Raw genomic sequence first — 26,694 nt, 5'->3', positions numbered from 1 at the left:
TGGCGCTCATGGAACGAAAATCGGCAGCCGGTCCTCTGCTACATCCTTGAGGAGTGGTGCGCGTGCGTCCTTCTCCGACAGCACCGGCGCGCTGACAGGCCAGTCGATCGCGAGGTCGGGATCGTCCCAGCGGATGCCGGCGTCGGCCTCGCGGTCATAGGTTTCGGTGCACAGATAGGTAAACACCGCACGCTCGCTGAGGACCACGAAGCCGTGCGCGAAACCTTCCGGAATCCAGAAGTGGCGCTTGTTGTCGGCGGTCAGCAGCACCGCGGCCCAGCGCCCGAAATGTGGCGAACCGCGGCGGATATCGACCGCGACGTCCCAGACCTCGCCTTCGACCACGGACACATACTTGCCCTGTGGTTTCGGCCACTGGTAGTGCAACCCGCGCAGCACCCCTCGGCTGGATGAAGACACGTTGCCCTGTACGAACGCGGGCCTGAGCCCGTGCACGGCCAGCTTGTCGTGGTTGAACGATTCGAAGAAGAAGCCGCGATCGTCGCCGAATACCTGCGGTTCGATCACCACGCAACCCGGCAAATCGGTCTCGATCACCTTCATGGCACGAACCCGCGCTTGGCGAGGCCCATCAGGTACTCTCCGTAGCCGTTCTTCGACAATGAACCCGCCAGTTCGACCAGCTTTTCGTCGTCGATCCAGCCATTGTTCCAGGCGATCTCCTCGGGACAGCAGACTCGCAGGCCCTGACGCGCCTCGATGGTCTCGATGTAGTTGCAGGCCTCCAGCAACGACTGGTGGGTGCCCGTATCCAGCCAGGCATAGCCGCGACCAAGCTGCTCCAGATGCAGCGAACCTTCATCGAGGTAGCGCTTGTTGAGATCGGTGATCTCCAGTTCACCGCGTGGTGAAGGCTTCAGTTCAGCGGCGATGTCGCTGACCCGGCCGTCATAGAAGTACAGGCCGGTCACGGCGTAATTGGAGCGGGGCTGGCTCGGCTTCTCCTCGATCGACACGACCTTGCCGCCGTTGTCGAACTCGGCCACGCCGTAACGCTCCGGATCACGGACCCAGTAGCCGAACACGGTCGCACCTTGCTCGCGTCCATCGGCACGCTTGAGCATCGCGGTCAGGCCCGGGCCATGGAAGATGTTGTCGCCCAGCACCAGGCAACTCGGCTGCCCAGCCAGGAACTCACGGCCAATCAGGAAAGCCTGGGCAAGTCCATCCGGACTCGGCTGCACTGCGTACTCTAGATTCATCCCCCACTGCGAGCCATCCCCGAGCAGATTCTGGAAAAGCGCCTGCTCGTGCGGTGTGTTGATGATCAGCACGTCGCGGATGCCCGCCAGCATCAGTACGCTGAGCGGGTAATAAATCATCGGCTTGTCGTAGACCGGCAGCAGTTGCTTGCTGATGGCCTGGGTGATCGGATACAGACGGGTTCCGGAACCGCCGGCCAGAATGATGCCCTTGCGTGCCATGCGTCCTCCTCAGCCCTGTCCGATGCGTTCGAGGCGGTAGCTGCCATCCAGCACACGCTGCACCCATGGCTGGTTGTCCAGATACCAGTCGACCGTGCGCGCCATGCCTTCGTCGAAGCTCAGTGTTGGCTCCCAACCGAGTTCGTCGCGCAGCTTCGACGCATCGATCGCGTAGCGGCGATCGTGGCCCGGGCGATCCTTGACAAAAGTGATCAGATCCTCCCGCTTGCGGCCATCTCCAAGGGGGCGGCGTTCATCGAGCAGGCGACAGATCGTGCGGACCACGACGATGTTCTCGCGCTCGGCGTTGCCGCCGACGTTATAGGTTTCGCCAGGACGCCCTTTTTCCAGCACCCGTACGATCGCATCGCAGTGATCCTGCACGAACAACCAGTCGCGGACATTGAGCCCATCGCCGTAAACCGGGATCGGCTCACCGGCCAGCGCCTTGGCGATCACCAATGGGATCAGCTTTTCCGGGAACTGGTATGGACCGTAGTTGTTCGAGCAGTTGGTGGTCAGCACCGGCAGGCCGTAGGTGTGGTGAAACGCCCGTACCAGGTGGTCGGACGCGGCCTTCGATGCCGAGTACGGCGAGTTTGGCGCGTACGGCGTGGTCTCCGTGAAACTGCCGGTCTCCCCAAGCGTGCCGTAGACCTCGTCGGTGGACACGTGCAGGAAGCGGAAATCACGCTGGCCGGCCTCGTCGAGCGACTTCCAGTAATCGCGGACCTGCTCCAGCAGACTGAGCGTGCCGACCACGTTTGTCTGCACGAATGCCGCTGGGCCGTCAATCGAGCGATCCACATGGCTTTCGGCGGCGAAGTTGATCACTGCGTCGGGACGGCATTCATTCAACAGCGTCCGGACAAGAGTGGCATCGCCTATGTCGCCCTGCACGAACGCATGATCGGCATTGCCTTCAAGCGTGGCGAGGGTATCCAGGTTTCCTGCATATGTCAGGGCATCGAGGTTGACCACCCTGACGCCCTGCCCCACCGCATCCAATACGAAATTCCCGCCAATGAAACCGGCTCCACCGGTCACGAACCAAGTCGGCATCAAGCAACTCCAAATATCAGACAAAAGACAAAATCATGGCCCGCCGTCCGGCCATCAGAAGGGGATGTCATCATCCGCGAAATCATCGGCGAAGTCGTTCGACTTGGCCGGCGGTGCCTCACGCCGGGGCTGGGCGTCCTGCCGTGCCGGTGCGCGCTGCTGCTGCGGTCGGTCACCACCACCACGGTACTCGCCGCGGCTGCCACCGCCGCCTTCGCCGCGGCCACCGAGCATCTGCATCTCGTCGGCAATGATGTCGGTGGAGTACTTCTCCACCCCGTCCTGGCCGGTGTACTTGTCGTAACGGATCGAGCCTTCCACATAGACCTGGCTGCCCTTGCGCAGGTATTCGCCGGCGATCTCGCCGAGCTTGCCGAAGAACACCACCCGGTGCCATTCGGTGCGCTCCTGGGTGTTGCCCTCGCGGTCCTTGCGTACGCTGGTGGTCGCCAGGCTGATCCGGGTCACGGCCATGCCGCCCTGGGTGTATTTGGTGTCGGGATCGTTGCCGAGGTTGCCGACCAGGATCACCTTGTTGATGCCACGAGCCATGTACGGGGTCCTATGCTTGCTCTGGAAATTCGCCTCAGGGGCGATACGGCATTTGAGTATACCCTTCGTTCCGACACCACCGGTCTGGCTCCCGATGCCGGGTAGGAATTTCCCTACTCCCGGATGAACGGCCGGCCGGACACCGCCAGAGCACGGGCCGTGACCACGGCGCGAGGGGGACGGCCGCGCCCCACCGGTATAATCCGGCGTCCTTCGTCCCTAGTCCCCCGCATGTCAGCACAGCCTCAGGCCGCCGCTCCGGACCTCGCCACCATCCAGTCGCTCGCCCGCACGGACATGGCTGCCGTCGACGCCTTGATTCGCCGTCGCCTGGCCTCGGACGTGGTGCTGATCAACCAGGTCGCCGAGTACATCGTCGGCGCCGGCGGCAAGCGATTGCGGCCGATGCTGCTGCTGCTGGCGGCAGGCGCGACCGGCGGCGGTCGGCATGCGATCAATGCCGATGCCCATCAGCTGGCGGCGGTGGTCGAATTCATCCACACCGCGACCCTGCTCCACGACGACGTGGTCGACGAGTCCGACCTGCGCCGCGGCCGTCGCACCGCCAATGCGGTCTGGGGCAATGCCGCCAGCGTGCTGGTCGGCGACTTCCTGTACTCGCGCAGCTTCCAGCTGATGGTCGAGCTCGACCGCATGGAAGTCATGCGCATCCTCGCCGACACCACCAACCTGATCGCCGAAGGCGAAGTCCTGCAACTGCTGCACGTGCGCAACCCCGACACCGACGAAACCGCCTACCTGCGCGTGATCGAACGCAAGACCGCGGTACTGTTCGCGGCCGCGACCCGGCTCGGTGCACTGGTCGAAGGTGCCGACGTCGCCAGCTGTGACGCCCTGCACGATTACGGCATGAATCTCGGCTACGCATTCCAGATCGCCGACGACGTGCTCGACTACGCCTCGGATGCCGAAACCATGGGCAAGAACCTCGGCGACGACCTGGCCGAGGGCAAGGCGACCCTGCCGCTGATCCACGCCATGCAGCACAGCGATGCGGAAACCCGCGCCCGCCTGCGCTCGATCGTCGAGGAAGGCGACACCGACGCGCTGCCGGAAGTGCTGACCGCGATCCAGGCCTGCGACAGCCTCGCCTACAGTCGCATGCGCGCCGCTGCCTACGCCGCGCGGGCAGAAGCCGCGCTGACCGGCATCGGTGACAACGAGTACGTAGCGGCACTGCGCGGGCTGGCCCGCTACGCGGTCAGCCGCGACCACTGATCGGGATCAGCGCACGTTTCCGAAGCGCTCGGCGAAGAACAACCGCATCATCGCCATCGAACGTTTCGCCGCACGCGCGTCGTAGCGGCAGTTGCTGTCGGGCGGATTATCCGCATCCTCCTCTTGCGCGAAGCAGTGCCGCGCGCCGCTGAAGTTGACGAACTGCCAGTCTGCCCCGGCCGCATCCATCTCCTGCTCGAAGGCACGGATGTCCTCGTCCGGCACCGACGTGTCGTCTGCACCATTCAACACCAGCACAGACGTTCCGATCCGGTTGTTCTCGCCGGGTAGATAGGTCTTCAGCCCGCCGTGGAAGCTGACGATGCCGGCCAGTTCGGCGCCATCGCGCGCCAGCTCCAGTGCAACCGAACCGCCGAAGCAGAAGCCCAGCGCGCCGATCCGCTGCGGGTCCAGGGGCACCCGGTCCGCCTGCGCCTTCAGTACCTCTACCGCCTGTGCGGCGCGTGCACGCAGGGAGGCACCGCCGTCGGCATAGGCCCGGCCGACCTGCGCACGCGCCTCGTCCGCATTCTTTGGCCGCACGCCCTTGCCGTACACATCCACGACGAGCACCACGTGATCCTGCCCGGCAATCTGGCTGGCCTTGGCGATGGCATGTTCGCCCACACCCATCCAGTTCGGCACCATCACCAGTCCCGGACGCGTCGCGGTGGAAGCATCGTCGTAGACGAGCGCGCCCTCGAAGGGCTCGCCGTCCACCTCCCACGCGACCGGTTCGGTCCGCATTTCAGCCAGGACCGGCAGGGCGGGCAAGCAAAGAACAAGGGCCGCGACTATGCGACGCATGACCGGTCTCCGTCGAGGAACACGGTGCGAGCCTAGCGCGGTCGGTACCGGAGCGCATGCTGCGGCGCCGGAAGCGGACTCAACCGATGCCGAGCCCCGGAATCGAACTGATCGCGTCCGGGTCGGAACCGGCCAGTTCGGCAAAATGACGACCGCGGGCGACATAATCGCGATACGGGCCGAAGCTGGGCGCACCAGGCGACAGCAGCAGCACGCCATTGCCGTCCAGGCATTCGCGGGCTGCGACGACAGCGCTTTCCAGCGTATCGGCTTCGCGCAAGTCGAAGCCGGCCTTCCCGGCCTGCGGCCTGAGCAACGCGGCGATCCGCGGACCGTTCTGCCCCATCGTGACGATGGCCACCGGCGTGCGCGTCGCTTCCGCCCGCATCGCATCCACGAACACCGACCAATCCAGGCCGCGGTCATGGCCGCCTACCAGCACCGCGACACGGCGGCCGGCGAAGCAGTCCAGCGCCGCCAGGGTCGCGTGCGGAGTGGTGCTTATGGAGTCGTTGACGTACTCGATGCCGCCGCGCACGCCCAGCGACTGCAGGCGGTGCGGCAACGGCCGGAAATCCGTGGCGGCCGCGGCCAGCGGAACCGCTTCCAGCCCCAAAGCCTCGATGGCGGTGAGCGCCGCACACAGGTTGCCGCGGTTGTGGCGGCCTGGCAGTGGCAGCGGCGAAGTGTCGAGCACTCTCTGGTCGCCACGATGCAGGATATCGCCGCGCAGGTGCCAGCCCTCCTCGCTGCCGTACCAGCGCACCTCGCTGTCCGGCAGCCGGAGCACGGACAGGCGCGGATCGGCGGCGTTGAGCACGGCGATACGAGGCCTCCCCTCGACCACCAGCCGCAACTTGTCCTCGACGTAGCGATCTTCCGAACCGTGCCAGTCCAGGTGCTCCGGAAACACATTGGTGACGACAGCGACCTCGGGACGCACGCCGCTGGCGGCGACGTCGCCGGTCTGGTAGCTCGACAACTCGATCGCCCAGTACGCAGGTGGCAGCGCTGGCGGCGGGCCAAGCACGTCAAGCAGCGGCAGGCCGATGTTGCCAGCCAGGGCGGTGCGATGACCGCCCGCACGCAACAGATGGGCGAGCAACGCGGTAGTGGTGCTCTTGCCTTTGGTACCGGTCACGCAGACGGCGTTGCGAACGAAACCCGCATCGTCTGCATGATCTGCGAACCACAGCGCAGTACCGCCGATAAAACGCGTGCCGCGCTCCGACGCAGCCATCGCCTCGGGTCGGTATGGACTGATACCGGGCGACTTGATGACCACATCGAAGGTGGACAGGCGATCCGCCGAGGCCTCGGTCTCCACCGTCAATGCCGGGTCGCCGAGCGCACGGATGCCTTCAGCTTCCCTCTCGGTGCAGAACACTGTCAGCGGCTGGTGCGCGAGCCGGAGCGAAGCACGCAACGCCGCATGGGCCGCACGGCCTTCGAGGCCCCAGCCCCAAAGCGCGACCTTGCGGCCGTCAAGCGCGGAGAAACTAGTCCGAGAGCCGCGCACCCAATCGCTCCCGAAGCGCGGGGGGAATGCGGTGCCCATCGTCGGGCACCAGCAACGGATCAATGGCCAACTCATCCCTGTCCAATTGCGGCAGGATCTCGCGGGCGAAGCGTTCGACCACCAGGTCGCCACGCCACTCCGCGCGCGTGGCCAGCAGCGCCATCGCCGCACGCGATTCGCGCCCCTCGCCGACGCATTCGAATGGCTTGTGGTCGCGATATTCCAGCAATGCGTCGTAGCCGGCGATCTGGTCTTCGTCATCGAGCAGGTTGCGACCGAAGATGCCGACCAGGCGCGGCTTGGGCATGAACGGCGCCAGCGCGAGGAACACGAAATGGCACTTCGGGCACACGCCGCACCAGCGGTTGGCCGGGCGCTCGCCGAGGATGTGGAAGTTGCGGTTGCAGCTGGAGAAATGCGCGTCGTAGCGGTCGCTCCTGGCGAACTGCCGGGCCACCGCCAGCTCGCTCAGCGGCCGCAGCAGCGAGTAGTAGTGCAGGTCGGCGGCGACGCGGCGCTCCACGTATTCGCCGAAGGCCTGCTCGAACGCCCAGCCCTTCGACCACTGGTGGTTGACCTCGTCGGTCCCCCTGCCGTCAGGGGCGATGATGATCGAACCGTAGCTGGCCGAGCGCTCGTTGGAGAACACGACCTGGTCGACGCCATGCAGCAGCGCGGCCAGCACCAGGATCGCCGAGTTCACCGCGGTGACCGGGATATGCCCGTTCCACGCGCCCTGGCGGTTGTACTCGAACAGTTCGGGGGCCAATGCGCGGCCGATATTGAGGGTCGGCAGACCGGTGCGGTTGGCACAGGCGCGGATCAGCTGCGAGCCGCCTATCCAGGCCACGGTCTGCTCGACGCCCAGCTCGCGCAGGGCCTCGATGCTGACCAGCGAGTCCTTGCCGCCGCCGATGGCGACGAGGGCGTGCTGGCGCAGGCCGAGGGATGCACGTTCCCCCGGGTGCGCTTCGCTTACCCGGGCTACAGGGAACTTGATCCTGTCGTGGAGGTTCAAGCCATTCCGATACGCGAATTCACCCAGTCCGTTGACGTAGATCGTCTCCAGCAGTGCCGCGGTGTCGGCGTCGATCCCGTACGAGTCGATCCGGATTTCCCCGGGCACCGCCGCCTTGTAATAGCTGACACCGGCGATCAGGTGCAGCAGGCGCAGCGCGCGTTCGACCGCCGCAACGCGTGCGGCGTCCAGCCCTGCATCGCCATTGAAAAACGGCGCGCCGGGCACGGTGATGGTCTCGACCAGCTCCGGGCCGTCGTCGAAGGCGTACACCAGTGTCGCGATGCCGGTTTCCGGGTCGAAGCCGCAACGCACGAAGCGGAACGCTTCGATCGCGTCACGCTGGAAGCTCCACTTGTTCATTCCATCCACTCACTCATTCAATCACGTCCTCAACCGGCAGGGCCCGCAGGTTGTAGGTACTGGCCATCGTGTAGCCGTAGGCCCCGGCATCGGCGATCAGCATCGCGTCGCCCGGCACCGTGGTCGCCGGCAGGCGCACGCGATGGCCGAACACGTCGCTGGATTCGCAGATCGGCCCGACCACGTCGAAAACGCCGTCGGTCGCTTCATCCAGCCGCTGCAGGTTGATGATCTCGTGCCAGGCGTCGTACAGCGCCGGGCGGATCAGCGCATTCATGCCGGTATCCAGGCCGACGCGCAGCACGCCATCCTTCTCCACCACCTGCGAGGCGCTGGCCAGCAATACGCCGCACTCGGCGACCAGAAAACGGCCGGGCTCGACCACCAACTGGAACGCCGGATGCACCGCTTTCATCTCGGCCAGGCCTTCGGCCCAGTCGCCGAGGTCGAACGGCTCATCGTCCTGGCCATAGGGAATCGGCAGGCCGCCACCGATATCCAGCACCTGCACGCTGCCGATGCGGCGCGCGAAGCCGGCCAGTTCGTCGTACATCTGCCGCCAGTGCGCACGCGTCTCCACGCCACTGCCCAGGTGCGCGTGCAGGCCAACGATGCTCACCCCCAGGTCACGGGCGGCATCGACGAACTCGTCCACGCGGGCAACGGCGAGGCCGAACTTGGAGGCCTTGCCGCCGGTGGTGACCTTCTCATGGTGGCCATCGCCGTAACCGAGATCGATGCGCAGCCAGATGCTGCGGCCACGGAACACCTCCGGCCAGCGGCGCAGCGCCTCGACATTGTCGACGGTGACGGTCACGCCCAGCTCGAACGCGGCCGCGTACTCGGTGTGGGGCGCGAAGCTCGGGGTGAACAGTACCCGACGGGGGTCCAGTTTCGGCAGGACTTCGAACACATGGCGCAGTTCACCCAGCGAGACGCATTCCAGGCCGAAACCCTCGGCGACCAGTGTCTTGAGGATCTGCGGATGCGAGTTGGCCTTGATCGCGTAGTAGCGGCGATCGATCGCATCGATGGCGGTCAACTGGCGCGCACGCTCGCGCACCGTCGGCAGGTGGTAGACATAGCGTGGCGTGCCGCCTTCCGCCAGTTGCAGCAGGCGCTCGCGTTCGGCCTTCCACCATGGCGTCGGTTTCGGCCGAAGCTGGCCCTGGATCTCGCGCCAGCGCGGGCCGAACACCTGCGCCTCGTACACAGGCATCGCGCCGCTGTCGATCAGTTCGGCGTGCAGGAACGGCAGCATGCCGTCGGCATCGGCTTCGTCGATCACGAAGGTCAGGTTGAGGTCGTTGGACGACTGCGAGATCAGGTGCACCCGCTCCTTGCCGAAAGTCGCCCAGACACCCGACAGCTTGTGCAGCAGCGAACGCATGCCGCGCCCGACCAGGGTGATCGCCGCGCACGGCACGATCACCCTGACCCGGCAGATCTGCTCCAGGTCGGCCGACAGCGCTTCCAGCACGTTGGTGTTGACCAGGTTCTCGCTCGGGTCCAGCGACACGGTGACGTTGGTCTCCGAGGAGCCGATCAGGTCGACCGACAAACCGTGCCGCTTGAAGCGCTCGAAGATGTCGGCGAGAAAGCCGACCGACTGCCACATTCCGACGCTTTCCATCGACACCAGCACGATGCCGTTGCGGCGGCTGATCGCCTTGACGCCCGGCACGGTCGCGGCCGAGGTATCGATGCGGGTACCGGGCAGATCGGGGCGCTCGGTGTCGAGGATCGCCATCGGCACATCCGCATGCCGGCACGGGCCGAGCGAACGCGGATGCAGCACCTTGGCACCGGTGGTGGCGATTTCCTGCGCCTCGGCATAGTCGAGGCGGGTCAGCAGGCGCGCGTCGGGCACCTCGCGCGGATTGGCGCTGAACATGCCCGGCACGTCGGTCCAGATCTCGACCCGCCGGGCCTTGAGCAGGCAACCGAAGTACGCCGCCGAGGTGTCCGAGCCGCCACGGCCGAGCACGGCGGTGCTGCCATCGCGATGGCGGGCGATGAAGCCCTGGCTGATCAGCAGCGGATTGGGCTGGGTCGAGAAGCGTTCGCCGAAACCGGCATCGGCCTCGCGCTGGCAGTTGACCGACAGCCGCTGCGACCACTCGCTGGCGTTGGGCAGCGATACCGCATCGAGCCAGTCGCGCGCGTCGCACCAGCCGAAATCGTGGCCCTGCGAGCGCAGGTAGGCCGCGCCAAGCGTGGACGACATCAACTCGCCCTGGGCCAGCACCTCGGCCTGCCAGTCCAGCGCCAGTGTGGTGCCGCGCGGGTCGGCGCCCAGCGCACGCAGGGTACTGATCCGCTCGCCGAGCACGGCGTCGGCATCGAGATCCAGCTCGCCGCAGAACATGCGATGGCGCTCGACCAGCGCCTCGACGCGCGCCGCGACATCGTCGCCGGCACAGATCGCGGTCAGTTCGTTGGTGACCCCGGACAGGGCCGACACGATCACCAGCACGCGGGCATGCTCTTCGGCCATGCGTTTGGCGGCGAGCGTCCCGATGGTGTCCCAACGGTTGCGACGGGACACCGAGGTGCCGCCGAACTTGAGTACGACCCAACGCTGTCCTTCTGCCACCACTGCGCCTCTGAGGTTATGTCGATATGGGGAGATGGAACCGGCACGAGGCACCGGCACCGCCTAGAATCACCTGCCCTGCCGGACAATCGCGGGCCGCATGTCCCGCCCTCGGGACATCGGGGCCGGCATACCGCCCATGCATCCGAGCCCGCTACTCCAAACCGGCAATTCTAGAGCAACTCCCCTCCCCCGACCCCACACCTCCCCCGTTTTCCTCATGACCCGTCGTTATCTGCAAATGGATGTATTCGCCGACCGCCCTGGCGCCGGCAACCCGCTCGCCGTGATTCCCGATGCCGAAGGTCTGGACGATGCCGCCATGCAGGCGATCGCCCGCTGGACCCGGCTGCCGGAGACCACCTTCGTGTTTCCGCCGACACAACCCGGCGCCAGCTACCGTGTGCGCATGTTCAGCCCACGCCGGGAGGTGCCTTTCGCGGGCCATCCGAGTGTCGGCACCGCGCACGCCCTGCTGGAACTCGGCCGGGTGGCGCCGGTCGACGGCCTGCTGTGGCAGGAAGGCGCGGCCGGCCTGCTGCCGCTGGCGATAGACGGCGAAGGCCCCGGGCGCCGGATCGCGATACGCACGCCGCGAGCCTCGGTGGTCGAGGTGGCGTCCGCAAACGACCCGCGCCTGGCCGATGTCCTCGCCGGCCTGTCTCCGGGTGCACTTCCGCCGGCGTTGATGGACGGCGGCCGCCGCTGGTGGCTGGCCGAAATCGCCGACGAGGCCGCCCTGCGGACCATCGAACCGGCCTGGGACGCGATCGAGGCGCTGGCCCACGCGACCGACAGCATGGGCCTGTGCTGCTTCGCCCGTGCCGACAGCGGCAACGATTACGACCTCGTGGTCCGCGCCTTCGTCGGCGCCACCGCCCGTTTCGAGGACGCCGCCTCAGGCGCCGCCAATGCCACCCTCGCCGCCTGGCTGGCCCACAACGACGCCCTGCCCGGCCGCGACGGCCGCTACGTCGTCAGTCAGGGCCGCGAGGTCGGTTTCGACGCCCGCCTGCACCTGCACGTGGATGCCGACGGCGAGGTCTGGTCCGGCGGCCGGGTGGTCACCGTGGTGCGCGGACAGATCGACTGGTAAGGCGCCCTCGTCCGCGTGCCGCGCGCCACCCATGCGCGGCCCATGCCAGCACCAGGCCGCCCGCCGCACCCAAACGGTGCGCTTCGGTCGTCACCGATACTCCGGTACCGCCCACCGCTCCGGACGACATCTCCCACCACAACTTCAGGCCGAGCAGGGCCAGCCCGACTACGGCCACGATCCCCCTGCGTTGCACCAGGAGCCATGCCAGCCAGCCGTGCAGCAGGCCGGACAGGCCGGCATACCACTGCAGGTCAGGCAGAAGCAGCAAGACCCCGATACTGATCACCGGCATCAGGACCAGCGAGGCCAGCAACAATCGGCCCATGGCCTGGGAACGGACAGCCACGACCGCCAGCATTACCAGCGCTGTGAGGTTCAGCCCTGCGTGGGCCGGATCCACATGCACGAGATGACCAGTCCACAGGCGCCATAGCTGGCCGGCCTCCAGCATTGGCCGGTCCAGCGCCAGCGCGTCGAACACGGCGGGCCAATGCAGGCCGGCCAGTGCCAGCGCACCGGTCGCCAGGGTTACCCGCGTCGCCGCAACAGCAGCAGCGCGGCGCCCAGCAACAGAACGCCCAGCTCCCACGCCCGTACGCTCCCCTTTCCACCCGATCGTTGATGCCAACTGCTTCCGGATCGGCGATCCACCAGCCGCACCTGACCTTCCTCGCGCACCCGCCGGTCGAAATCGGCAATCGATGCATCCAGATTGGCGACCATGTCGGTGACTGCGGACTGAAAGCTTTCGCGCGCCAGCCGGTCCTGCACGTCGCCAACCCGGATCGCGGTGGACGCAGCCTTCTGCTGGTCCTGTCCCGGCGCGCGCAACAGCAGGGTTCGCGTGGCCACGTCGAACACCGAGGTATCGACGAAGGTGCTGACCTGGTTGCGGTTGGCCGGGACCGTGTAGGCGCCGACGATGGTCCAGTACAGGAACGATGCCGCCGACTCCTCGGTGCGCAGGACCTGGTCATAGGACACCAGTGCGACGATATCGACTCCGTGCAGGCGCGCGACCTGTTCGAGATTTTCGAATCCGCCTCCAGGTCGCAGATAACTGTCCGGCACGATCTCGATCCGCTCGATGAAGGGCTGGCTCTTGAATGCGTCACGCACCTGGTCCAGCAAGGATTGCTTGTCGGCCCCGGTAAGCCCGACAGGCTGTCGCGACGACGGCACGAACATCAACCCCACCCGGGCAGGCAACCGGACCTCCGGGGTTTCCTCATGCATCGGCTCGAACTTCTCGCCAGCCGGGTACAGGTAGTCGACCACGCTGCTGGATACGCCGGTACGTTGTGCCGCTCCGGAAAAGAACGAGGCACACCCGGCGACCAGCGATACCGCGGCAAGCCCCAGCAACATCGCCACGACCCGCTTGCCCCAGTGACACCGGGAGCCCTTGTGACGGCGCAGCTCTCCGCCTTTCGAATCTTCCATTTTCGCCCCCTGAGTTTCCTGGACCGGCCAGGCCGGAATGGCGGGACTATAGCCGATGCCACGATGGGCCTCGTGTGGCCGTTCCATCCACGCTCCCGCCTTCAGCGAAGGCGTGGCGGCTGCCGCTTGCGTTCGATCACCGATTCTCGCCGCTACCTGACTGTCCCGACGCGACCTGCCGGCCTTGACGGCGAATGTCCCCCGGCCGCCGCCCGTGGCGGCGGCCTCCTCCTTGATTTCGCCGTCAAGGCCGGCAGGTCACGTCGGGTCGCGCGGCCACGCTGGAACGCGAAGCCGGTCCTCTGCTTCTGGAACCACCGATCATCTCCGAACGCCGGGGGCGAAGGCCCTTGGGTGTGAAATCAAGGAGGAGGCGCCGGCCCTGGCCGGCGCCGGGGGACATTCACACCCAAGGGCCTTCGTCCCCAGCGCCCAGTCATCCAACAGACCCGGCGCTTCTCCCTTGATCGGGGGAGAACCTCAGACCTGTCGCAACCACCCCGCGACCCGCCCGGCCACGGCCGGCGCGGCACGGCCGAGCAAGGGCCTACATGGCTGGCATCGGCCAGATGCATGCAATCGCCCGACCAGGCCCGGGCCAACCCGGCCGTGACCCCGGCCGGCACGTCCTCGTCGTGCTCCGAAGCGATGCACAAGGTCCGGCAGACCGGCGCGGCCATCGCCACGCCAGCATGCGCCTCGCGCAGCACCGCGCCCGACTCGTCGCGCCAGCGGCGGAACGCGAACAGCGTGGTGGCCGGATCGGCATCGGGCAACGCACGGCGGGTCGAGGCCAGTCGTGCGTCGCGGCCCCATGGCACCACGTCAGGCCATTCACGGCTGGGCAACTGCCCGGCCCATGGAGACGGCGGCAGCGGGTTGACCAGCACCAGCGCATCGGCGGCATCGGCAACGATCACGGCCAGCAGTCCGCCAAGGCTCGCGCCGATCGCCGCTCGTGGCCGCGGCAGAGCCGCCAGCGCAGCCCGTGCCTGGACGACGTAGTCATCGAGCCGGGTGGCCTGCAAACCGGCCGCGACGGGCATCAGGTCGAGAGCGTGGACAGCGATGCCCTCGGCCTCCAACACTGGCTGCCAGATCGCCCATTCCCAGCCGCCACCGCCGGCGCCGTGCAGCAGCAGGGCGTGGCGGCAGTCGCCGGTCGCCTCCCCCAGCAAGCGGGGTCAGGCCTTCAGCGTCGCCGACAGGCTGACCGGGACCGACAGCGCACGCGAAATCACGCAGCCGGCCTTTGCGCCTTCCGCGATCTGCTGGAACTGCTCGACACTGATTCCGGGCACGCTGGCCTCGACGATCAGGTGCACGCCGGTCACGGTCGGCCCCGGGTCCATGCCCGGCTCCATCTCGACCTCGGCACGGGTCTGGATGCGGTCGGGGGTGAAGCCCTCCTTTCCGAGCACTGCCGACAGCGCCATGCTGAAGCAGCCTGCATGGGCCGCGGCCAGCAATTCTTCGGGATTGGTCCCTTTCTCGTCGCCGAAGCGGGTCTTGAAGGAATAGTTCTGGGCCTCGAACAGGCCACTCTGCGGGGTGCTCATCGAACCCTTGCCGGCCTGCAGGTCGCCCTGCCAGACCGCATCGGCGTAGCGCTTGAATGCCATCTGCCTTGCTCCGTCATGGTGGAATCAGCCTTCAAGAATAGCCATTCGTTTGTTATCGACCCGCGACGCCCGGCGGGCCGGCCACGGCAGGCTTGACCTCCATTGCAGACAGCGCGAGGCTTGCATCCCCGGTCCGGGCTCGCGCCCGGCCGGCACCCCGCCATGACCGCCCGCCGAGCGCCACTCCGCCCTCGGACGACAGCGCTACCGAAGCGGACAGCCATGACGGCCCATCCACTCCACCATCCTGGGAGGGACGGCCTCATGTCCTACAGCACCGCCGATATCCGCAATGTGGCCCTGGCAGGCCACCCCGCCGCCGGCAAGACCACCCTGTTCGAAGCCCTGCTGCACGCCGGCGGCACCATTCAGACGGCAGGCAGCATCGAACGCGGCACCACGGTGTCCGACTTCGACCCGATGGAAAAGGCGCGCGGCCATTCGCTCGATGCCGCGATCGCCAGCACCGACCACAACGGCGTCCATCTGAACCTGATCGACACCCCCGGCTACCCCGATTTCCGCGGTCCGGCGCTCTCGGCGCTGGCGGCCGTGGAGACGGTACTGGTCGTCGTCGATGCCGACCACGGCGTCGAGTACGGCACCCGTCGGATGATGGATTACGCCAGATCGCGCCAGCTCTGCCGCGCGGTGGTCATCAACAAGATCGACCACGAAGGTGTGGACCCGGGCCGGGTGCTGGAGGAACTGCGCGAGGCCTTCGGCCCGGTTTGCCTGCCGCTCAACCTGCCAACCGATGGCGGCAAAGCGGTGGTCGACTGCTTTGGCACATCGGAAGGCGACAGTGACCTTGGCCCGATCGCCGACTGGCACCAGAAGATCATCGACCAGGTGGTCGAGATCAACGAGACGGTGATGGAGCACTATCTCGACCTCGGCGAGGACGGACTGTCCGGCGATGAACTGCACGACGCCTTCGAGCAATGCCTGCGCGAAGGCCACCTGGTGCCGGTGATGTTCTGCTCGGCGCGCAGCGGCGTCGGCGTGAAAAAACTGCTCGACATCGCCGAACGCTGGTTCCCGAACCCGGCCGAGGCCAACCCGCCCCCTTCGAGAAAGGCCCTGAACACGAACGCATCGAAGCCGTACCCGATCCGAAGGCGCACGTGATCGCCGATGTATTCAAGGTCATCAACGACCCCTTTGTCGGCAAACTGGCCGCGTTCCGCGTCTACCAGGGCACCGTGCGCCGCGACACCCAGCTATTCGTCGACGACGGCCGCAAACCCTTCAAGGTCGGCCATCTGTTCAAGTTCAAGGGCAAGGACCACGTCGAGATCGAGCGCGCGATTCCCGGCGACATCGCCGCCGTTGCCAAGGTCGACGAGCTGCATTTCGACGCGATACTGCACGACAGCCACGACGAGGACCACATCCACCTCGCGCCGCTGGATTTCCCCAAACCGATGTTCGGCCTCGCGGTCGAGGCGACGCGCAAGGGTCAGGAACAGAAACTGGCCGCGTCATTGCACAAGCTGGCCGAAGAGGACCCCTGCTTCGTCGTCGAACACGAAACCGAGACCAACGAGACCGTGATCCGCGGCCTGTCCGATCTGCACCTGCGGATCAACCTGGAGCGGCTGCAGGAACGTCATGGCGTCGAGGTCGAATCGCGCCCTCCGCGGATCGCCTACCGCGAGACCGTCAGCGGCAAGGCCGAGGGCCACCATCGCCACAAGAAGCAGACCGGTGGCGCCGGCCAGTTCGGCGAAGTGTTCCTGCGCATCGAACCGCTGCCGCGTGGCAGCGGCTTCGAATTCGTCGACGAGGTCAAGGGCGGCACCATCCCGGGCCAGTTCCTGCCCGCGGTCGAGAAGGGCGTGCGCCAGGTCCTGCAGGGCGGCGCGCTGGCCGGCTACCCGATGCAGGACATCCGGGTGATCGTCTACGACGGCAAGCATCACCCGGTCGACAGCAAGGAGGTCGCCTTCGTCGCCGCCGGCAAGAAGGCCTTCCTCGACGCAGTCGGCAAGGCGCGCCCGCAGGTCCTCGAACCGATCGTCGACCTTGAGGTCGCCGCGCCCGAGCAGAACATGGGCGACATCAGCGGCGGCCTGGCGGCCAAACGCGCCCGCATCAACGGTACCGACGCGACCAAGGGCCACGAGATCGTGGTCAAGGCCCAGGTGCCGCTGTCCGAGCTGGAAGGCTATGCGGCGGAGCTGAAATCGGTGACCGCCGGCCGCGGTCGTTACTCACTGGACTTCAGCCACTACGAGCCGGTACCGGCACAGGTGCAGCAGAAACTGGTCGAGGCGTACAAACCGCATCACGAGGAGGATTGATGGCGAAAGCACGCACCATGGCCGAGGCAAAGCGGCTGGAGGACATCCCGAACATCGGCCCGTCGATGGCCGACGACCTGCGCGCGCTCGGCATCGAAGCGCCAACCGGGCTGCGCGGCAAGGACGCAACCGGGCTCTACTTGCAGCTATGCACCCTGACCGGCCTGCGCCAGGACCCCTGCGTGCTGGACACCTTCATAGCCGCAGTCGCGTTCGCCGACCGCGACGACGCTCGACCGTGGTGGGCGTTCACCGAAGGGCGCAAGGCGATCTGGGCTGGAGTGGAGGCGCGGTTGCCGGCAGGCTTGCGACGCCTCCGATAGCTCATACCCCTTGTGACTCAGGTGTACGGCTCGATCGCACTGAAGATCCCTGTCTTTGTCATCTTTCGCCGCAACGGAAATCGTGCGAGCGCATCGACTGGGTCCACGAGATCGAGCCGCGAGAAGTCGATCTCCTGCCAGCCCGACCGCTCGACAACCACACTGATCAGATATTCATCACGAATGGTCCCGGTCGCTTTATCTGGACGCTGTGAGTAGCCCGATGCCACCACTTCTCCAAGCGTCGGTGCGGCATGGAAAGCTTCTCCTACGAGTCGAAACATCACTGCATGAACATGTGCCGCATAGAGCTTGCGTTTGGCCGATTCACTGAAAGGTTTGACTCGTAACTCGCGCGCCCTAACGGCAACTTCCGGCACCCCATGAGGCAGATCCTCGATCTCAGGAAAGTCGACATCAAGGCATAGCCTGCTGCCTTCAGGACTAAGCGCAAGATCGACAGAAGTATCCTGAGGCCATTGCAATCCGGTCAGATGCCAGCCGAGGAAATCCTCAATACCTGCACTATCTCCACTATCGCGCTTCCTGAAGTAACTTTGACGCTCAAGTGCTTTTCTGTCATGTGCAGAACGAGCATCGAGCCAACCTCGATGCACTGCTTGATACGCTTCAACGCCCGCATCATTTGCGGCATCCACCTTGCGCCGATGCCAAGGCAACACTTTCCATAGCCAATGATAGTTTTCCAACTCAGGAGGTGATGGCTCCTGAAGGTCAAACGGCTTCCGCACATACTCCAGCGAAGGGACTGAAGATGGCGTGGTGCGATGCAACGTAGCCAGAGAATGGATATCCGCGCTGATTGCCTCACACTGCGAGGCAAGCTGATCCAGCAGCTCGTTTCGAAGATGCTTCCACGCAACCTCCTGTACTTCGAACGTAAGCGAGGCACCCTCGCTGTCTACAAGATCGATGGAGCCGCCATCCAGCGGTGCTGTCAGGCGCGGACCGGACGAGTAGAAGCGCTCAAGAAGCTCGGCCTCCAACTCACGCCGGCTTACCTTCGCTGATCCAAAGCCAGGAGTTTGACGGCCAGAAAGCTTCTTTCGCTGGTAAAGCCCTGAACCTGGAATACTTGCGTTCCCCCAGACACCTTTCGGCCCTACAGATACCGACGCCCCACGAGGCCCGAAGGAAAGACCAACGCCGCTACCTGAAAGATTCAGACCAATCCCCGGCGCGATCCTGATCCGACGCCTGAATCTCATTGCACGTTACCCTCTACCCCATCCGCGTCTGCCTTAGCCTTCGACAAAGCATCCGAGAATCCAGCAGCCAGGATGCCAGTGGGCATGGCAATCAGCCCAATCCCGGCGAACGCAGTTAGCGATGCGAAGAATTTTCCAAGCGGAGTCAGCGGAACCAAATCGCCGTAACCGACCGTTGTCAGCGTCGCCACGCTCCACCAGGCCGCACGCGGGATGCTTCCAAATGCCTCAGGCTGACCATCACCCTCAACGACATACAGGACTGCCGATGAGACCAGTATCACGCAGGCTGCCAGCAGCATGGTGAAACCAAGTTCAAAACGCCGGCTGTGTATGGACTCGAAGACCAGGCGTATCGCTGTCGAATAGCGCGCAAGCTTGGTCAGGGCAAGCAGCCGAAGCAAGCGAACCAGCCGGAGGATCATCGACTCCGGGCCTGACAACCCAACCAGAAAGGGGGCCAATGCGACCAAGTCGATTACCGCCATTGGTTGTCGCATGTAGCGAACACGTCCGAGAAAGCCCGAGAACTGGGACTGTGATCCAGCACTCCAGACGCGAGCCATATACTCGACCAGGAAAATGCCCCCGAACACAAACTCGACATATAGCAGAGTGGGCCCGGCAAACTCACGGACCATAGGCTCGGTGGAGACTACGGCAATGAATACACTGGCAAGGATTATCGATACCAGGCCACGCTGAAAGCCGTTGAGCCCTTCACTCCCTTCACCGTGAATGATCGCGTATATGCGACTTTTCCACACGATTCTGCCCCCCTGTCTTCGCGAAGGGTACGCCCCATAAAGTTCGCTGTCATCCGCCGACAAGAATGGACGCACAGAGCACAAAAATTTCTACACATGCTTGCCGCGCGTCCAGCCCTCATGCGCGAGCCACTGGCGGCCGGACTCCTCGGCGCCCTCTTCTAGTGTCGTCGCCATGCTGTCGTTCCAGCGGTTGAGGTAGCCGAACAACGCGATCACGCCGAGGATCTCGACGATCTCCCCTTCATCCCAGTGCGTGCGCATCCGCGCCTGCACGCCCTCATCGACCGCGTTGGGCACCTGCGAGGCGGCCAGCGCGAAATCCAGCGCGGCGCGCTCGGCCTCGCTGAAGGCCGGATGCGAGCGGTACTCCCAGACATGCTCCATCTGGTCGGCATCGGCGCCATAGCGCTCGGCGGCGCGGATCGTGTGCGCCTGGCAATAGCGGCAGCCGGCGACATGGCTCGATACATAACCGATCAAACGCTTGAGCGCGCTGGTAACGCGGCCCCGATTCTCCATCACCGCCATGTTCAGGGCGATGAAGGACTTGGCGATCGCCGGCCGCCGCATCATCGTCAGTACGCTGTTGGGGCAGAAGCCCAGCGTTTCGTTGAAGAACTTCGCCAGCTCGGCGACTTCGGCGTCGCTGTCGGCAGGCAAGGGATCGACCAGTGGCATGACGGCTTCCCAGGTTCGCGATGAGGGTTCGAGCTTACATCCCCGCGCAGGCTGCTAGCCTTGCCGGATGACTGCCACCCCACCCCGCATCGTCCTCGACACCAATGCCTGGCTCGACCTGCTGGTGTTCGACGACCCTCGCATCATCGCGATCGGCACGGCAATCCGCTCCGGGCAGGTCGAAACCGTAACCAATGCGGATTGCAGGGAGGAATGGCGTCGGGTACTCGGCTATCCGCTACTGGCGCTGGAATCCGATCGTCAACGCTCGCTGCTCCAGGCCTTCGACGCCAGCGCGGTCCATCTCGATACCAGGCCCGATGAAACGGCGACATTGCCGCGATGCCGCGACCCCGACGACCAGAAGTTCCTCGAACTCGCCCATGCCAGCGGCGCCCGTTGGCTGGTCAGCCGCGACAAGGCATTGCTCAGACTCAATCGCCACACCCGGCGCGATGGCCTGTTCGCCATCCTGGTGCCAGAGGCCTGGACATCGCCCGACTAGATCTCGAACCGGTACGACAATTTCACCATCAACTGTTCGTCATCACGCAGGTCGAAGCTGTCGAACAGCGCATTGCCCACACCATCGGCATGGTCGAGAGCGTCGAAGCCACCACGGCCGTATACGACGTACAGGTACGACAGCGGCGCCAGCTCGTATCGGTAGCGGATCTGGAAACCGAAGTTGCGCACGCTGAAGTCATCGACGGGATCGGCGACGGCGATCGCATGGCCGGCGGGATCGAAGCGCCAGGCATCATGCGCCCGTGCGTCGATGCCGATCGCCTGCAGCTTGACCCGCAACTCCTGGCGGCTGCCGATGCTCCAGTCCAGCCCGGCCCGCAGCTTCACCTCACGCCCGTCGTAGGCGCCGACCAGGTTGCCCTGATCCGGCCCCTGCCAGATCAGCCAGTCCGGTCGGCGGATGGTGATCGCGCCGGCGTTGATGCTGAAGGCATCGTTGACGAAATAGGTGGCGCCGTACCAGACCGCGGAGCCGATCTTCGAATTGCCGGCCAGTCCGCCACTGAACACTTCCAGCTCGACATCGTGCGTCCAGTTCCCCTTGCGCGGGCGCTCGTACTCGTAGAACGCACTGAAGTTGGACGGCAGCCTCACGACGCCGTTACCGCGCAGCAGCGTGTCGTTGATGCCGGCGCTGTTGATGTTGATCTGGCCGTACTCGGAACTGCCGTTGCGCAACTGCCCCTGGCGGCTGAGCCGGAACTGGTCATTGAGCTTGTCGCCGCGATTGTTGTGGATGGTGGTGATGCGCCCTCGCCAGTCCTTGGAAGCGTAGCGCGAGGTTTCCGGCAACTCGGCAAAGCGCCGGCGCACCTCCCAATGCAGGTAATTCATGCTGTTGCGCGACAGGTAGCCGGCATCGTTGATTTCCAGATCGTTGCCGAAGTGCATGGCGATCCATTGCTGGCGCCAGCCGCCGTCCATCTCGTAGTCGGCCCAGACCGTCGCGCCGAGGTCGCGCGCCGTCGCGCCGAACTGGTCGACTTCGCTGCCGAACACGCGGCTGCGAACGTTCCAGCGTGGCGTCGGCCGCCAGTTGTGGTCGACGCCGAGCACGGTCGCCTCGCGGTCGCGGAACGGTCGATCGGTGTGGACCAGCATCATGCCGAGGTTCTGCGATTCGAAGTCGCGGACCAGCCGCAGCGCACGGAATGCACGCCCGGCCTCGCCGGCCTCATCGGCGGCGAACAACCCGTACTTTATCTGCCCGAAGCTGCCGTTGAGTTTGAGCGCCGCATTGATGTCACCGGCTCCGCTGCCATCGTCGGCGGGGCCGCCGATCCGGCGCGTGTACAGCAACTGGCTGAAGTCGGAAGGCGTGGTGTACTCAAAAAAGCCCTGGTTCTCGGTGAAGAACGGCCGCTTGTCGCTGACGAAGGTCTCGGTGGCGCTGAAATTGACCACCAGGTTGTCGCTCTCGACCTGGCCGAAGTCCGGGTTGACCGTGGCGCTGAGCTGGAACTGGCCGTTCGGCTTCCAAAACAGGTCCAGACCGGCATTGAAATCGCTGCTGCCGCCGATGTTGTCGTACAGCCCGGACACGTATGGCGTGAGCGCGAGCAGCGACTGGCTGTACTGCGGCACCTCGATCTCGGCGAAGTCGGACAGATAGCGCGGCCGTTCGAAGCTGGCGCCGGGCCAGGCCATGCGCTCTCCGGTGGAGCCGATCACCCGGTCGAGCTGCAGCTTGATCCGGCGCATGCCGTCCTCGCCCTCGCGCATCGGCGCGATGTACCAGGGGATCAGCATCTCGACGGTCCAGGCGTCCTCCTCCTCGCGCACCGCGTGCAGCCAGCTTCCATCCCAGTCGTCGTTGAACTGGTTCTCGTTGGTGATGACCGCGTCGGCGATGCCGCCGGTGGACGAGATGGTGAAGTTGTAGCCGGTGCGGCCATCACCATCGAAGTCGACCATCAGGTTGACCCGGTCGACCTGGACATTGAAGTCGCGTCGCACCCGCTGCCGGGTCCATGTCACCGACTGCGGCTGCTCATTGCGGAACGCGATCGCCAGGCCTTCCGGGACCGCCTTCACCCAAGCCTCGGTCGGCAGCGAGCCCGGCTCCAGGCTCAGCGGTTGGACCTTGCGGAAATCGGTGATGTGCTGCGCACCCGCCCATTCGTCCGGGTCGATGCGGCCGTCGATCTCGACCGAATGCGCGGAGGGGGCGGCCGCCAGGGCCAAGGCGAAAAGAAAAAAGGAGAGGCGCATGGATACTGGTTGTACGGGATCGGCGCACAGGCTATGCCGATCCTGCCCCAGCGCCGACTGGCACAAGTCATGGCAACCATCCGCACCCAGCGCGCATCCATGCTCCGATGGAGCCCCGGAGGCCGGCAGGCGTCCGGCCGGTGAGGACTACTGCATGTGCCAGCCGTGGCTGACGATGATGCTCTGTCCGGTCAGCGCCGCGCTCGGGAACTCGCACAGGAAGCGAACGGTCTGCGCCACGTCCTCGACGGTGGTGAAAATGCCATCCACGGTCTGCCCGAGCATGACGTTGCGGATTACCTCCGCCTCGGGGATGCCCAGTTCCTTCGACTGCTCCGGGATCTGCTTGTCGACCAGCGGCGTGCGCACGAAGCCCGGGCAGACCACATGGCTGCGCACGCCACGCTCGCCCCCCTCCTTCGCCAGGGTCCGCGACAGCCCGAGCAGGCCGTGCTTGGCGGTGATGTAGGCGGATTTGAGCTTGGAGGCCTGATGCGAATGCACCGAGCCCATGTAGATCACCGTGCCGCCGCGCGGCTTGCCGTCGGCGCCGGTCGCGTACATGTGCGGCAGCACCGCGCGGGTGGTCAGGAAAGCACCGTCGAGGTGGATGGCGAGCATCTTCTTCCAGTCGCCGAAGTCGTACTGGTCGATCGGGTTGACGATCTGGATGCCGGCATTGGAGACCAGGATGTCGATCGGCCCCAGCGCCTGCACCGCCTGCTCGATGCCGGCATTGACCGCGGCCTCGTCGGTGACGTCCATCGCCACCGCCAGCGCGCGGCCGCCGGTCGCGGTGATCGCGTCGGCGACGGCCTGGGCACCGTCAAGGTTGAGGTCGGCGATGACCACTGCCGCGCCGGCGCGCGACAACTCGTGCGCGATCTCCCTGCCGATGCCGCTCGCGGCGCCGGTGACGACCGCGACCTTGCCTTCAATCGAACTCATGCCTGGCTCCTACCGTTCTGCACTTTCAATGCCCGGCAGTATCGCCCCGTCCCGATGACGACACCATTGCCCGTTGGTACGCGGCACGCCGACTTCGAATGGGTTTCCGGCAAGTGCCGACCACGTGTCCGGAAGCCGGTGGCCCGGCCTTTGCGGGACCTTACGAAACATGGATGTTTCGGAAGAGCCCCCAGGGATGGGTTAACGGCGTGTCCCGCAAAGGCCGGGCCACCGGCTTCCCACGCGGGACAACCCGCCTCAAGCCTTCTTCTTTCTCTTCTTCCCGCCCTTCTTCTTTTTCTTCTTGTCCTTCTTCGGCTGCAACATGGTCCCGGTGCAGTTCTTCGCCCCGCAGAGGCAAGCCCAGACCTGCTTCAGTTCCTTCGTATGCTTCTCGGCCAGGGTGATGCCGTAGTTGTAGGACAACTCCTCGCCCGGCTCGATGTCGCGGATCGCCTCGATGAACACCCGATCCTTGCGCGGATCGCCACCCTCGTCCTCGTCCAGGACCGCCTCGCAATTGGGCTTGCAGCTGTGGTTGATCCAGCGCGCGACGTTGCCCCGCTCGTTGGCGTCGATCACGTACTCGTCGTTGAGGGTGAACAGGAAGGTATGGCCGGAATCGACGTCGCCGGTGTCGCCGGCATCGACCTCGGCATGGGTCTTGAGCTTGCCCTTGTACTGGACGACACGTTCGCCCTTGTGGATCGGTTCCTTGGCGAAAACGCCGTTGCCATGGATCTCGGAACGGCGGGCGACAATCTTGCTTGGCATGTGGGCTTCCAGGTTGGCTTGCAGTCATTCTGACCCGGATCGCATGACAACGGCCAATACCCCGGGTACGGCAGGGGTCTGTCCGCGGGCCTGGCCTGAACGTCTGCCGGGGCCCTACTTGGCCTGCTCCGGCTAAATCCGTACAATTCCGGTACTGATTAAAGGCCAGCGCCCGGCATGCTCCGCGTCACCAAACTCACCGATTACGCAACGGTCGTCATGACCGTGCTTGCGACCCGTCCCGACGACGTGCTCAGCACGTCCGAGCTGGCCGAGCGCGCCGGTCTGGAGCCGCCGACCGTGGCCAAGGTGCTCAAGCCGCTGGCGCAGGCGGGCTTGGTCGAGGGCTTCCGCGGCGTCAACGGCGGCTACCGGCTCGCCCGTCCGGCCAACGAAATCGGCCTGATCGAGATCGTCGAGGCCATGGAAGGACCACTCGGCATGACCGAGTGCAGCGTACATGGCGGCAACTGCACCATCGAGGACCAGTGCGGCGTACGTGCCAACTGGCGCCACATCAACGATGTGATCGTCGCTGCGCTGCGCGATATGACCCTGGCGCAGATGCTGGAACCGCCGGCATCTCCGCCCGCCCCACCCGACACGAAGCGCATCGACCTGCGCCTCGCCAACATATAGACAGTAGGCAGCCCCCATGGCCACCGAAATCATCGAAACCCCCGAAACCACCACCGACCTGCCCGAGGCCAACCGCGACATCCACGCGCGGCTGGGCCGCAAGTATGACGCCGGTTTCGTCACCGACATCGAGTCCGACAGCCTGCCCCCGGGCCTGGACGAAGACATCATCCGCGCGCTCTCGGCCCGCAAGAACGAGCCGGAGTGGATGACCGAGTGGCGCCTGCAGGCCTACCGCCACTGGCTGACCATGCCGATGCCGAACTGGGCCAAGTTGAAGATCGAGCCGATCGACTTCCAGGCGCTGAGCTACTTCAGCGCGCCCAAGGGCCCGAAGTACGCCTCGCTCGACGAAGTGCCGCAGGAACTGCTCGACACCTACGAGAAGCTGGGCGTGCCGCTGCACGAGCGCGCCAAGCTGGCCGGGGTGGCGGTGGACGCGGTATTCGACTCGGTATCGGTCGGCACCACCTTCCGCAAGGAACTGGCCGAGAAGGGCGTCATCTTCTGCTCGATGTCCGAAGCGATCGCCGAGCACCCCGAGCTGGTCCGCCAATATCTGGGCAGCGTGGTCCCGACCGGCGACAACTACTTCGCCGCGCTGAACTCGGCGGTGTTCTCCGACGGCAGCTTCGTGTTCATCCCCAAGGGCGTGCGCTGCCCGATGGAACTGAGCACCTACTTCCGCATCAACGCGATGAACACCGGCCAGTTCGAGCGCACCCTGATCATCTGCGAGGACAAGGGTTACGTCTCCTACCTGGAAGGCTGTACCGCGCCGATGCGCGACGAGAACCAGCTGCATGCCGCCGTCGTCGAGCTGGTCGCGCTGGAAGACGCGGAGATCAAGTACTCGACCGTGCAGAACTGGTACCCCGGCGACGAGGAAGGCCGCGGCGGCATCTACAACTTCGTCACCAAGCGCGGCGAGTGCCGCGGCGACCGCAGCAAGATCAGCTGGACCCAGGTCGAGACCGGCTCGGCGATCACCTGGAAGTACCCGTCCTGCGTGCTGCTGGGCGACGATTCGGTCGGCGAGTTCTACTCGGTCGCGCTGACCCACCACTGCCAGCAGGCCGACACCGGCACCAAGATGATCCACGTCGGCGCCCGCACCAAGAGCAAGATCATCAGCAAGGGCATCAGCGCCGGCCGTGGCCAGAACACCTACCGTGGCCTGGTCAAGGTCGACAAGGGCGCCGCCGGCGCGCGCAACCACACCCAGTGCGACAGCCTGCTGATCGGCAAGAAGTGCGGCGCGCACACCTTCCCGTACATCGAGGTCAAGCACCCGACCGCGACCGTCGAGCACGAGGCCACCACCTCCAAGATCAGCGAGGACCAGCTGTTCTACTGCCGCTCGCGCGGCATCGGCGAGGAGGATGCGGTGTCGATGATCGTCGACGGCTTCTGCAAGTCGGTATTCCGCGAACTGCCGATGGAGTTCGCGGTCGAGGCCAAGAAGCTGCTGGAAGTCTCGCTGGAAGGCAGCGTCGGCTGATCGATGCCCTCACCCCAACCCC

General features: G+C 65.5%; 26 protein-coding genes and 1 pseudogene. 8 read left to right on the top strand and 19 right to left on the bottom strand.

The genetic code is table 11. From position 1 onward, the window contains the following. Positions 1–6: 6 nt before the first annotated feature. From rfbC to ssb, 4 genes are read right to left on the bottom strand one after another with little or no spacing between them, the layout of a single operon-like run. Positions 7–564 (bottom strand): dTDP-4-dehydrorhamnose 3,5-epimerase, encoded by a 558-nt coding sequence (gene rfbC, locus FKV23_RS04240; RefSeq protein ID WP_141622738.1) that lies wholly within the window; start codon positions 562–564, stop codon positions 7–9. Continuing rightward, positions 561–1,445: a glucose-1-phosphate thymidylyltransferase RfbA gene (gene rfbA, locus FKV23_RS04235; RefSeq protein WP_141622737.1), complete on the bottom strand. Its 885-nt coding sequence runs from the start codon at positions 1,443–1,445 to the stop codon at positions 561–563. The genes rfbC and rfbA overlap by 4 nt, the downstream gene beginning before the upstream one ends. Positions 1,446–1,454: 9 nt before the next feature. After that, the gene (gene rfbB, locus FKV23_RS04230; protein WP_141622736.1) at positions 1,455–2,507 is read right to left on the bottom strand and encodes a dTDP-glucose 4,6-dehydratase; all 1,053 of its coding nucleotides are present in this window, start codon (positions 2,505–2,507) and stop codon (positions 1,455–1,457) included. A gap of 54 nt (positions 2,508–2,561) precedes the next feature. Next, positions 2,562–3,059 (bottom strand): single-stranded DNA-binding protein, encoded by a 498-nt coding sequence (gene ssb, locus FKV23_RS04225; protein ID WP_141622735.1) that lies wholly within the window; start codon positions 3,057–3,059, stop codon positions 2,562–2,564. A gap of 231 nt (positions 3,060–3,290) precedes the next feature. Here ssb and FKV23_RS04220 point away from each other — a divergent pair, with 231 nt between their 5' ends. After that, the gene (locus FKV23_RS04220; protein WP_141622734.1) at positions 3,291–4,298 is read left to right on the top strand and encodes a polyprenyl synthetase family protein; all 1,008 of its coding nucleotides are present in this window, start codon (positions 3,291–3,293) and stop codon (positions 4,296–4,298) included. A gap of 6 nt (positions 4,299–4,304) precedes the next feature. Here the strand turns inward: FKV23_RS04220 and FKV23_RS04215 are convergent, their stop codons facing one another. From FKV23_RS04215 to FKV23_RS04200, 4 genes are all read right to left on the bottom strand, one after another. Continuing rightward, the gene (locus tag FKV23_RS04215) at positions 4,305–5,105 is read right to left on the bottom strand and encodes a dienelactone hydrolase family protein (RefSeq protein ID WP_141622733.1); all 801 of its coding nucleotides are present in this window, start codon (positions 5,103–5,105) and stop codon (positions 4,305–4,307) included. A gap of 79 nt (positions 5,106–5,184) precedes the next feature. Then, entirely contained in the window at positions 5,185–6,663 is a 1,479-nt protein-coding gene (gene murD, locus FKV23_RS04210) for a UDP-N-acetylmuramoyl-L-alanine--D-glutamate ligase (protein ID WP_141622732.1), read from the bottom strand. After that, entirely contained in the window at positions 6,605–8,005 is a 1,401-nt protein-coding gene (gene murL / locus FKV23_RS04205; protein ID WP_141622731.1) for a UDP-N-acetyl-alpha-D-muramoyl-L-alanyl-L-glutamate epimerase, read from the bottom strand. Before murL ends, murD begins: the two co-directional genes overlap by 59 nt. A 13-nt stretch (positions 8,006–8,018) precedes the next feature. Continuing rightward, positions 8,019–10,601, bottom strand: a complete 2,583-nt coding sequence (locus tag FKV23_RS04200; RefSeq protein ID WP_244244094.1) for a bifunctional aspartate kinase/diaminopimelate decarboxylase — start codon at positions 10,599–10,601, stop codon at positions 8,019–8,021. 220 nt (positions 10,602–10,821) lie between these two features. Between FKV23_RS04200 and FKV23_RS04195 the strand changes: the two genes are divergently transcribed. Then, positions 10,822–11,697, top strand: a complete 876-nt coding sequence (locus FKV23_RS04195) for a PhzF family phenazine biosynthesis protein (RefSeq protein WP_244244093.1) — start codon at positions 10,822–10,824, stop codon at positions 11,695–11,697. Here the strand turns inward: FKV23_RS04195 and rrtA are convergent. The 4 genes from rrtA to FKV23_RS04175 all read right to left on the bottom strand — a co-directional run bounded on the left by rrtA (position 11,666) and on the right by FKV23_RS04175 (position 14,765). Next, a complete protein-coding gene (rrtA, locus tag FKV23_RS04190; protein ID WP_141622728.1) occupies positions 11,666–12,181 on the bottom strand; it encodes a rhombosortase in 516 nt (171 codons plus the stop codon). The two genes, FKV23_RS04195 and rrtA, sit on opposite strands and share 32 nt — an antisense overlap. Before the next feature lie 47 nt (positions 12,182–12,228). After that, the gene (gene rhlP, locus FKV23_RS04185; protein ID WP_167284951.1) at positions 12,229–13,143 is read right to left on the bottom strand and encodes a rhombotarget lipoprotein; all 915 of its coding nucleotides are present in this window, start codon (positions 13,141–13,143) and stop codon (positions 12,229–12,231) included. 362 nt (positions 13,144–13,505) lie between these two features. After that, positions 13,506–14,321, bottom strand: coding sequence for an alpha/beta fold hydrolase (locus tag FKV23_RS04180; protein WP_141622726.1), 816 nt, complete (start codon positions 14,319–14,321; stop codon positions 13,506–13,508). A gap of 6 nt (positions 14,322–14,327) precedes the next feature. Then, a complete protein-coding gene (locus FKV23_RS04175) occupies positions 14,328–14,765 on the bottom strand; it encodes an OsmC family protein (RefSeq protein WP_141622725.1) in 438 nt (145 codons plus the stop codon). A gap of 264 nt (positions 14,766–15,029) precedes the next feature. Here FKV23_RS04175 and FKV23_RS17475 point away from each other — a divergent pair, with 264 nt between their 5' ends. Genes FKV23_RS17475 through FKV23_RS04165 form a run of 3 tightly spaced genes read left to right on the top strand, consistent with a single transcriptional unit; the run spans position 15,030 to position 17,394 of the window. After that, the gene (locus FKV23_RS17475; RefSeq protein WP_244244092.1) at positions 15,030–15,896 is read left to right on the top strand and encodes a GTP-binding protein; all 867 of its coding nucleotides are present in this window, start codon (positions 15,030–15,032) and stop codon (positions 15,894–15,896) included. Then, on the top strand, positions 15,800–17,071 hold the full coding sequence (fusA, locus tag FKV23_RS17470) for an elongation factor G (protein WP_244244150.1): 1,272 nt from the start codon (positions 15,800–15,802) through the stop codon (positions 17,069–17,071). Before FKV23_RS17475 ends, fusA begins: the two co-directional genes overlap by 97 nt. Further along, complete coding sequence (locus FKV23_RS04165; protein ID WP_141622724.1) at positions 17,071–17,394, top strand: helix-hairpin-helix domain-containing protein; 324 nt, start codon at positions 17,071–17,073, stop codon at positions 17,392–17,394. Before fusA ends, FKV23_RS04165 begins: the two co-directional genes overlap by 1 nt. Positions 17,395–17,411: 17 nt before the next feature. Here FKV23_RS04165 and FKV23_RS04160 read toward each other — a convergent pair whose 3' ends face one another. From FKV23_RS04160 to FKV23_RS04150, 4 genes and pseudogenes are all read right to left on the bottom strand, one after another. Beyond that, positions 17,412–18,401, bottom strand: coding sequence for a hypothetical protein (locus FKV23_RS04160; RefSeq protein ID WP_244244091.1), 990 nt, complete (start codon positions 18,399–18,401; stop codon positions 17,412–17,414). Positions 18,402–18,521: 120 nt separating this feature from the next. Beyond that, positions 18,522–18,623: pseudogene (locus FKV23_RS17755) on the bottom strand (DUF4236 domain-containing protein); the annotation flags it as partial. Beyond that, positions 18,620–19,390, bottom strand: coding sequence for an ion transporter (locus tag FKV23_RS04155; RefSeq protein WP_208543233.1), 771 nt, complete (start codon positions 19,388–19,390; stop codon positions 18,620–18,622). The gene FKV23_RS04155 and the pseudogene FKV23_RS17755, both read right to left, overlap by 4 nt. A gap of 90 nt (positions 19,391–19,480) precedes the next feature. Then, positions 19,481–20,071, bottom strand: a complete 591-nt coding sequence (locus FKV23_RS04150; protein WP_141622722.1) for a carboxymuconolactone decarboxylase family protein — start codon at positions 20,069–20,071, stop codon at positions 19,481–19,483. Positions 20,072–20,138: 67 nt separating this feature from the next. Between FKV23_RS04150 and FKV23_RS04145 the strand changes: the two genes are divergently transcribed. Next, the gene (locus tag FKV23_RS04145; RefSeq protein ID WP_141622721.1) at positions 20,139–20,576 is read left to right on the top strand and encodes a putative toxin-antitoxin system toxin component, PIN family; all 438 of its coding nucleotides are present in this window, start codon (positions 20,139–20,141) and stop codon (positions 20,574–20,576) included. On the opposite strand, the gene FKV23_RS17115 is transcribed toward FKV23_RS04145, so the two are convergent. From FKV23_RS17115 to FKV23_RS04130, 3 genes are all read right to left on the bottom strand, one after another. Then, positions 20,573–22,810 (bottom strand): DUF5916 domain-containing protein, encoded by a 2,238-nt coding sequence (locus FKV23_RS17115; protein ID WP_167284949.1) that lies wholly within the window; start codon positions 22,808–22,810, stop codon positions 20,573–20,575. The two genes, FKV23_RS04145 and FKV23_RS17115, sit on opposite strands and share 4 nt — an antisense overlap. 147 nt (positions 22,811–22,957) lie before the next feature. After that, positions 22,958–23,758, bottom strand: coding sequence for a 3-hydroxybutyrate dehydrogenase (locus FKV23_RS04135; RefSeq protein WP_141622720.1), 801 nt, complete (start codon positions 23,756–23,758; stop codon positions 22,958–22,960). A gap of 258 nt (positions 23,759–24,016) precedes the next feature. Further along, positions 24,017–24,532 (bottom strand): SET domain-containing protein, encoded by a 516-nt coding sequence (locus FKV23_RS04130; RefSeq protein WP_141622719.1) that lies wholly within the window; start codon positions 24,530–24,532, stop codon positions 24,017–24,019. 177 nt (positions 24,533–24,709) lie between these two features. Between FKV23_RS04130 and FKV23_RS04125 the strand changes: the two genes are divergently transcribed. Together FKV23_RS04125 and sufB are read left to right on the top strand one after the other, a co-directional pair. After that, entirely contained in the window at positions 24,710–25,171 is a 462-nt protein-coding gene (locus tag FKV23_RS04125) for an SUF system Fe-S cluster assembly regulator (RefSeq protein WP_141622718.1), read from the top strand. Positions 25,172–25,187: 16 nt separating this feature from the next. After that, entirely contained in the window at positions 25,188–26,672 is a 1,485-nt protein-coding gene (gene sufB, locus FKV23_RS04120; protein WP_167284946.1) for a Fe-S cluster assembly protein SufB, read from the top strand. Positions 26,673–26,694: the final 22 nt, after the last annotated feature.

It is taken from the genome of Lysobacter alkalisoli (genome assembly GCF_006547045.1).
Classification (GTDB): Bacteria; Pseudomonadota; Gammaproteobacteria; order Xanthomonadales; family Xanthomonadaceae; genus Marilutibacter; species Marilutibacter alkalisoli.
The sequence above is the reverse complement of the archived record's forward strand: the minus strand, read 5'-3'. Positions and strand labels throughout refer to the sequence as shown.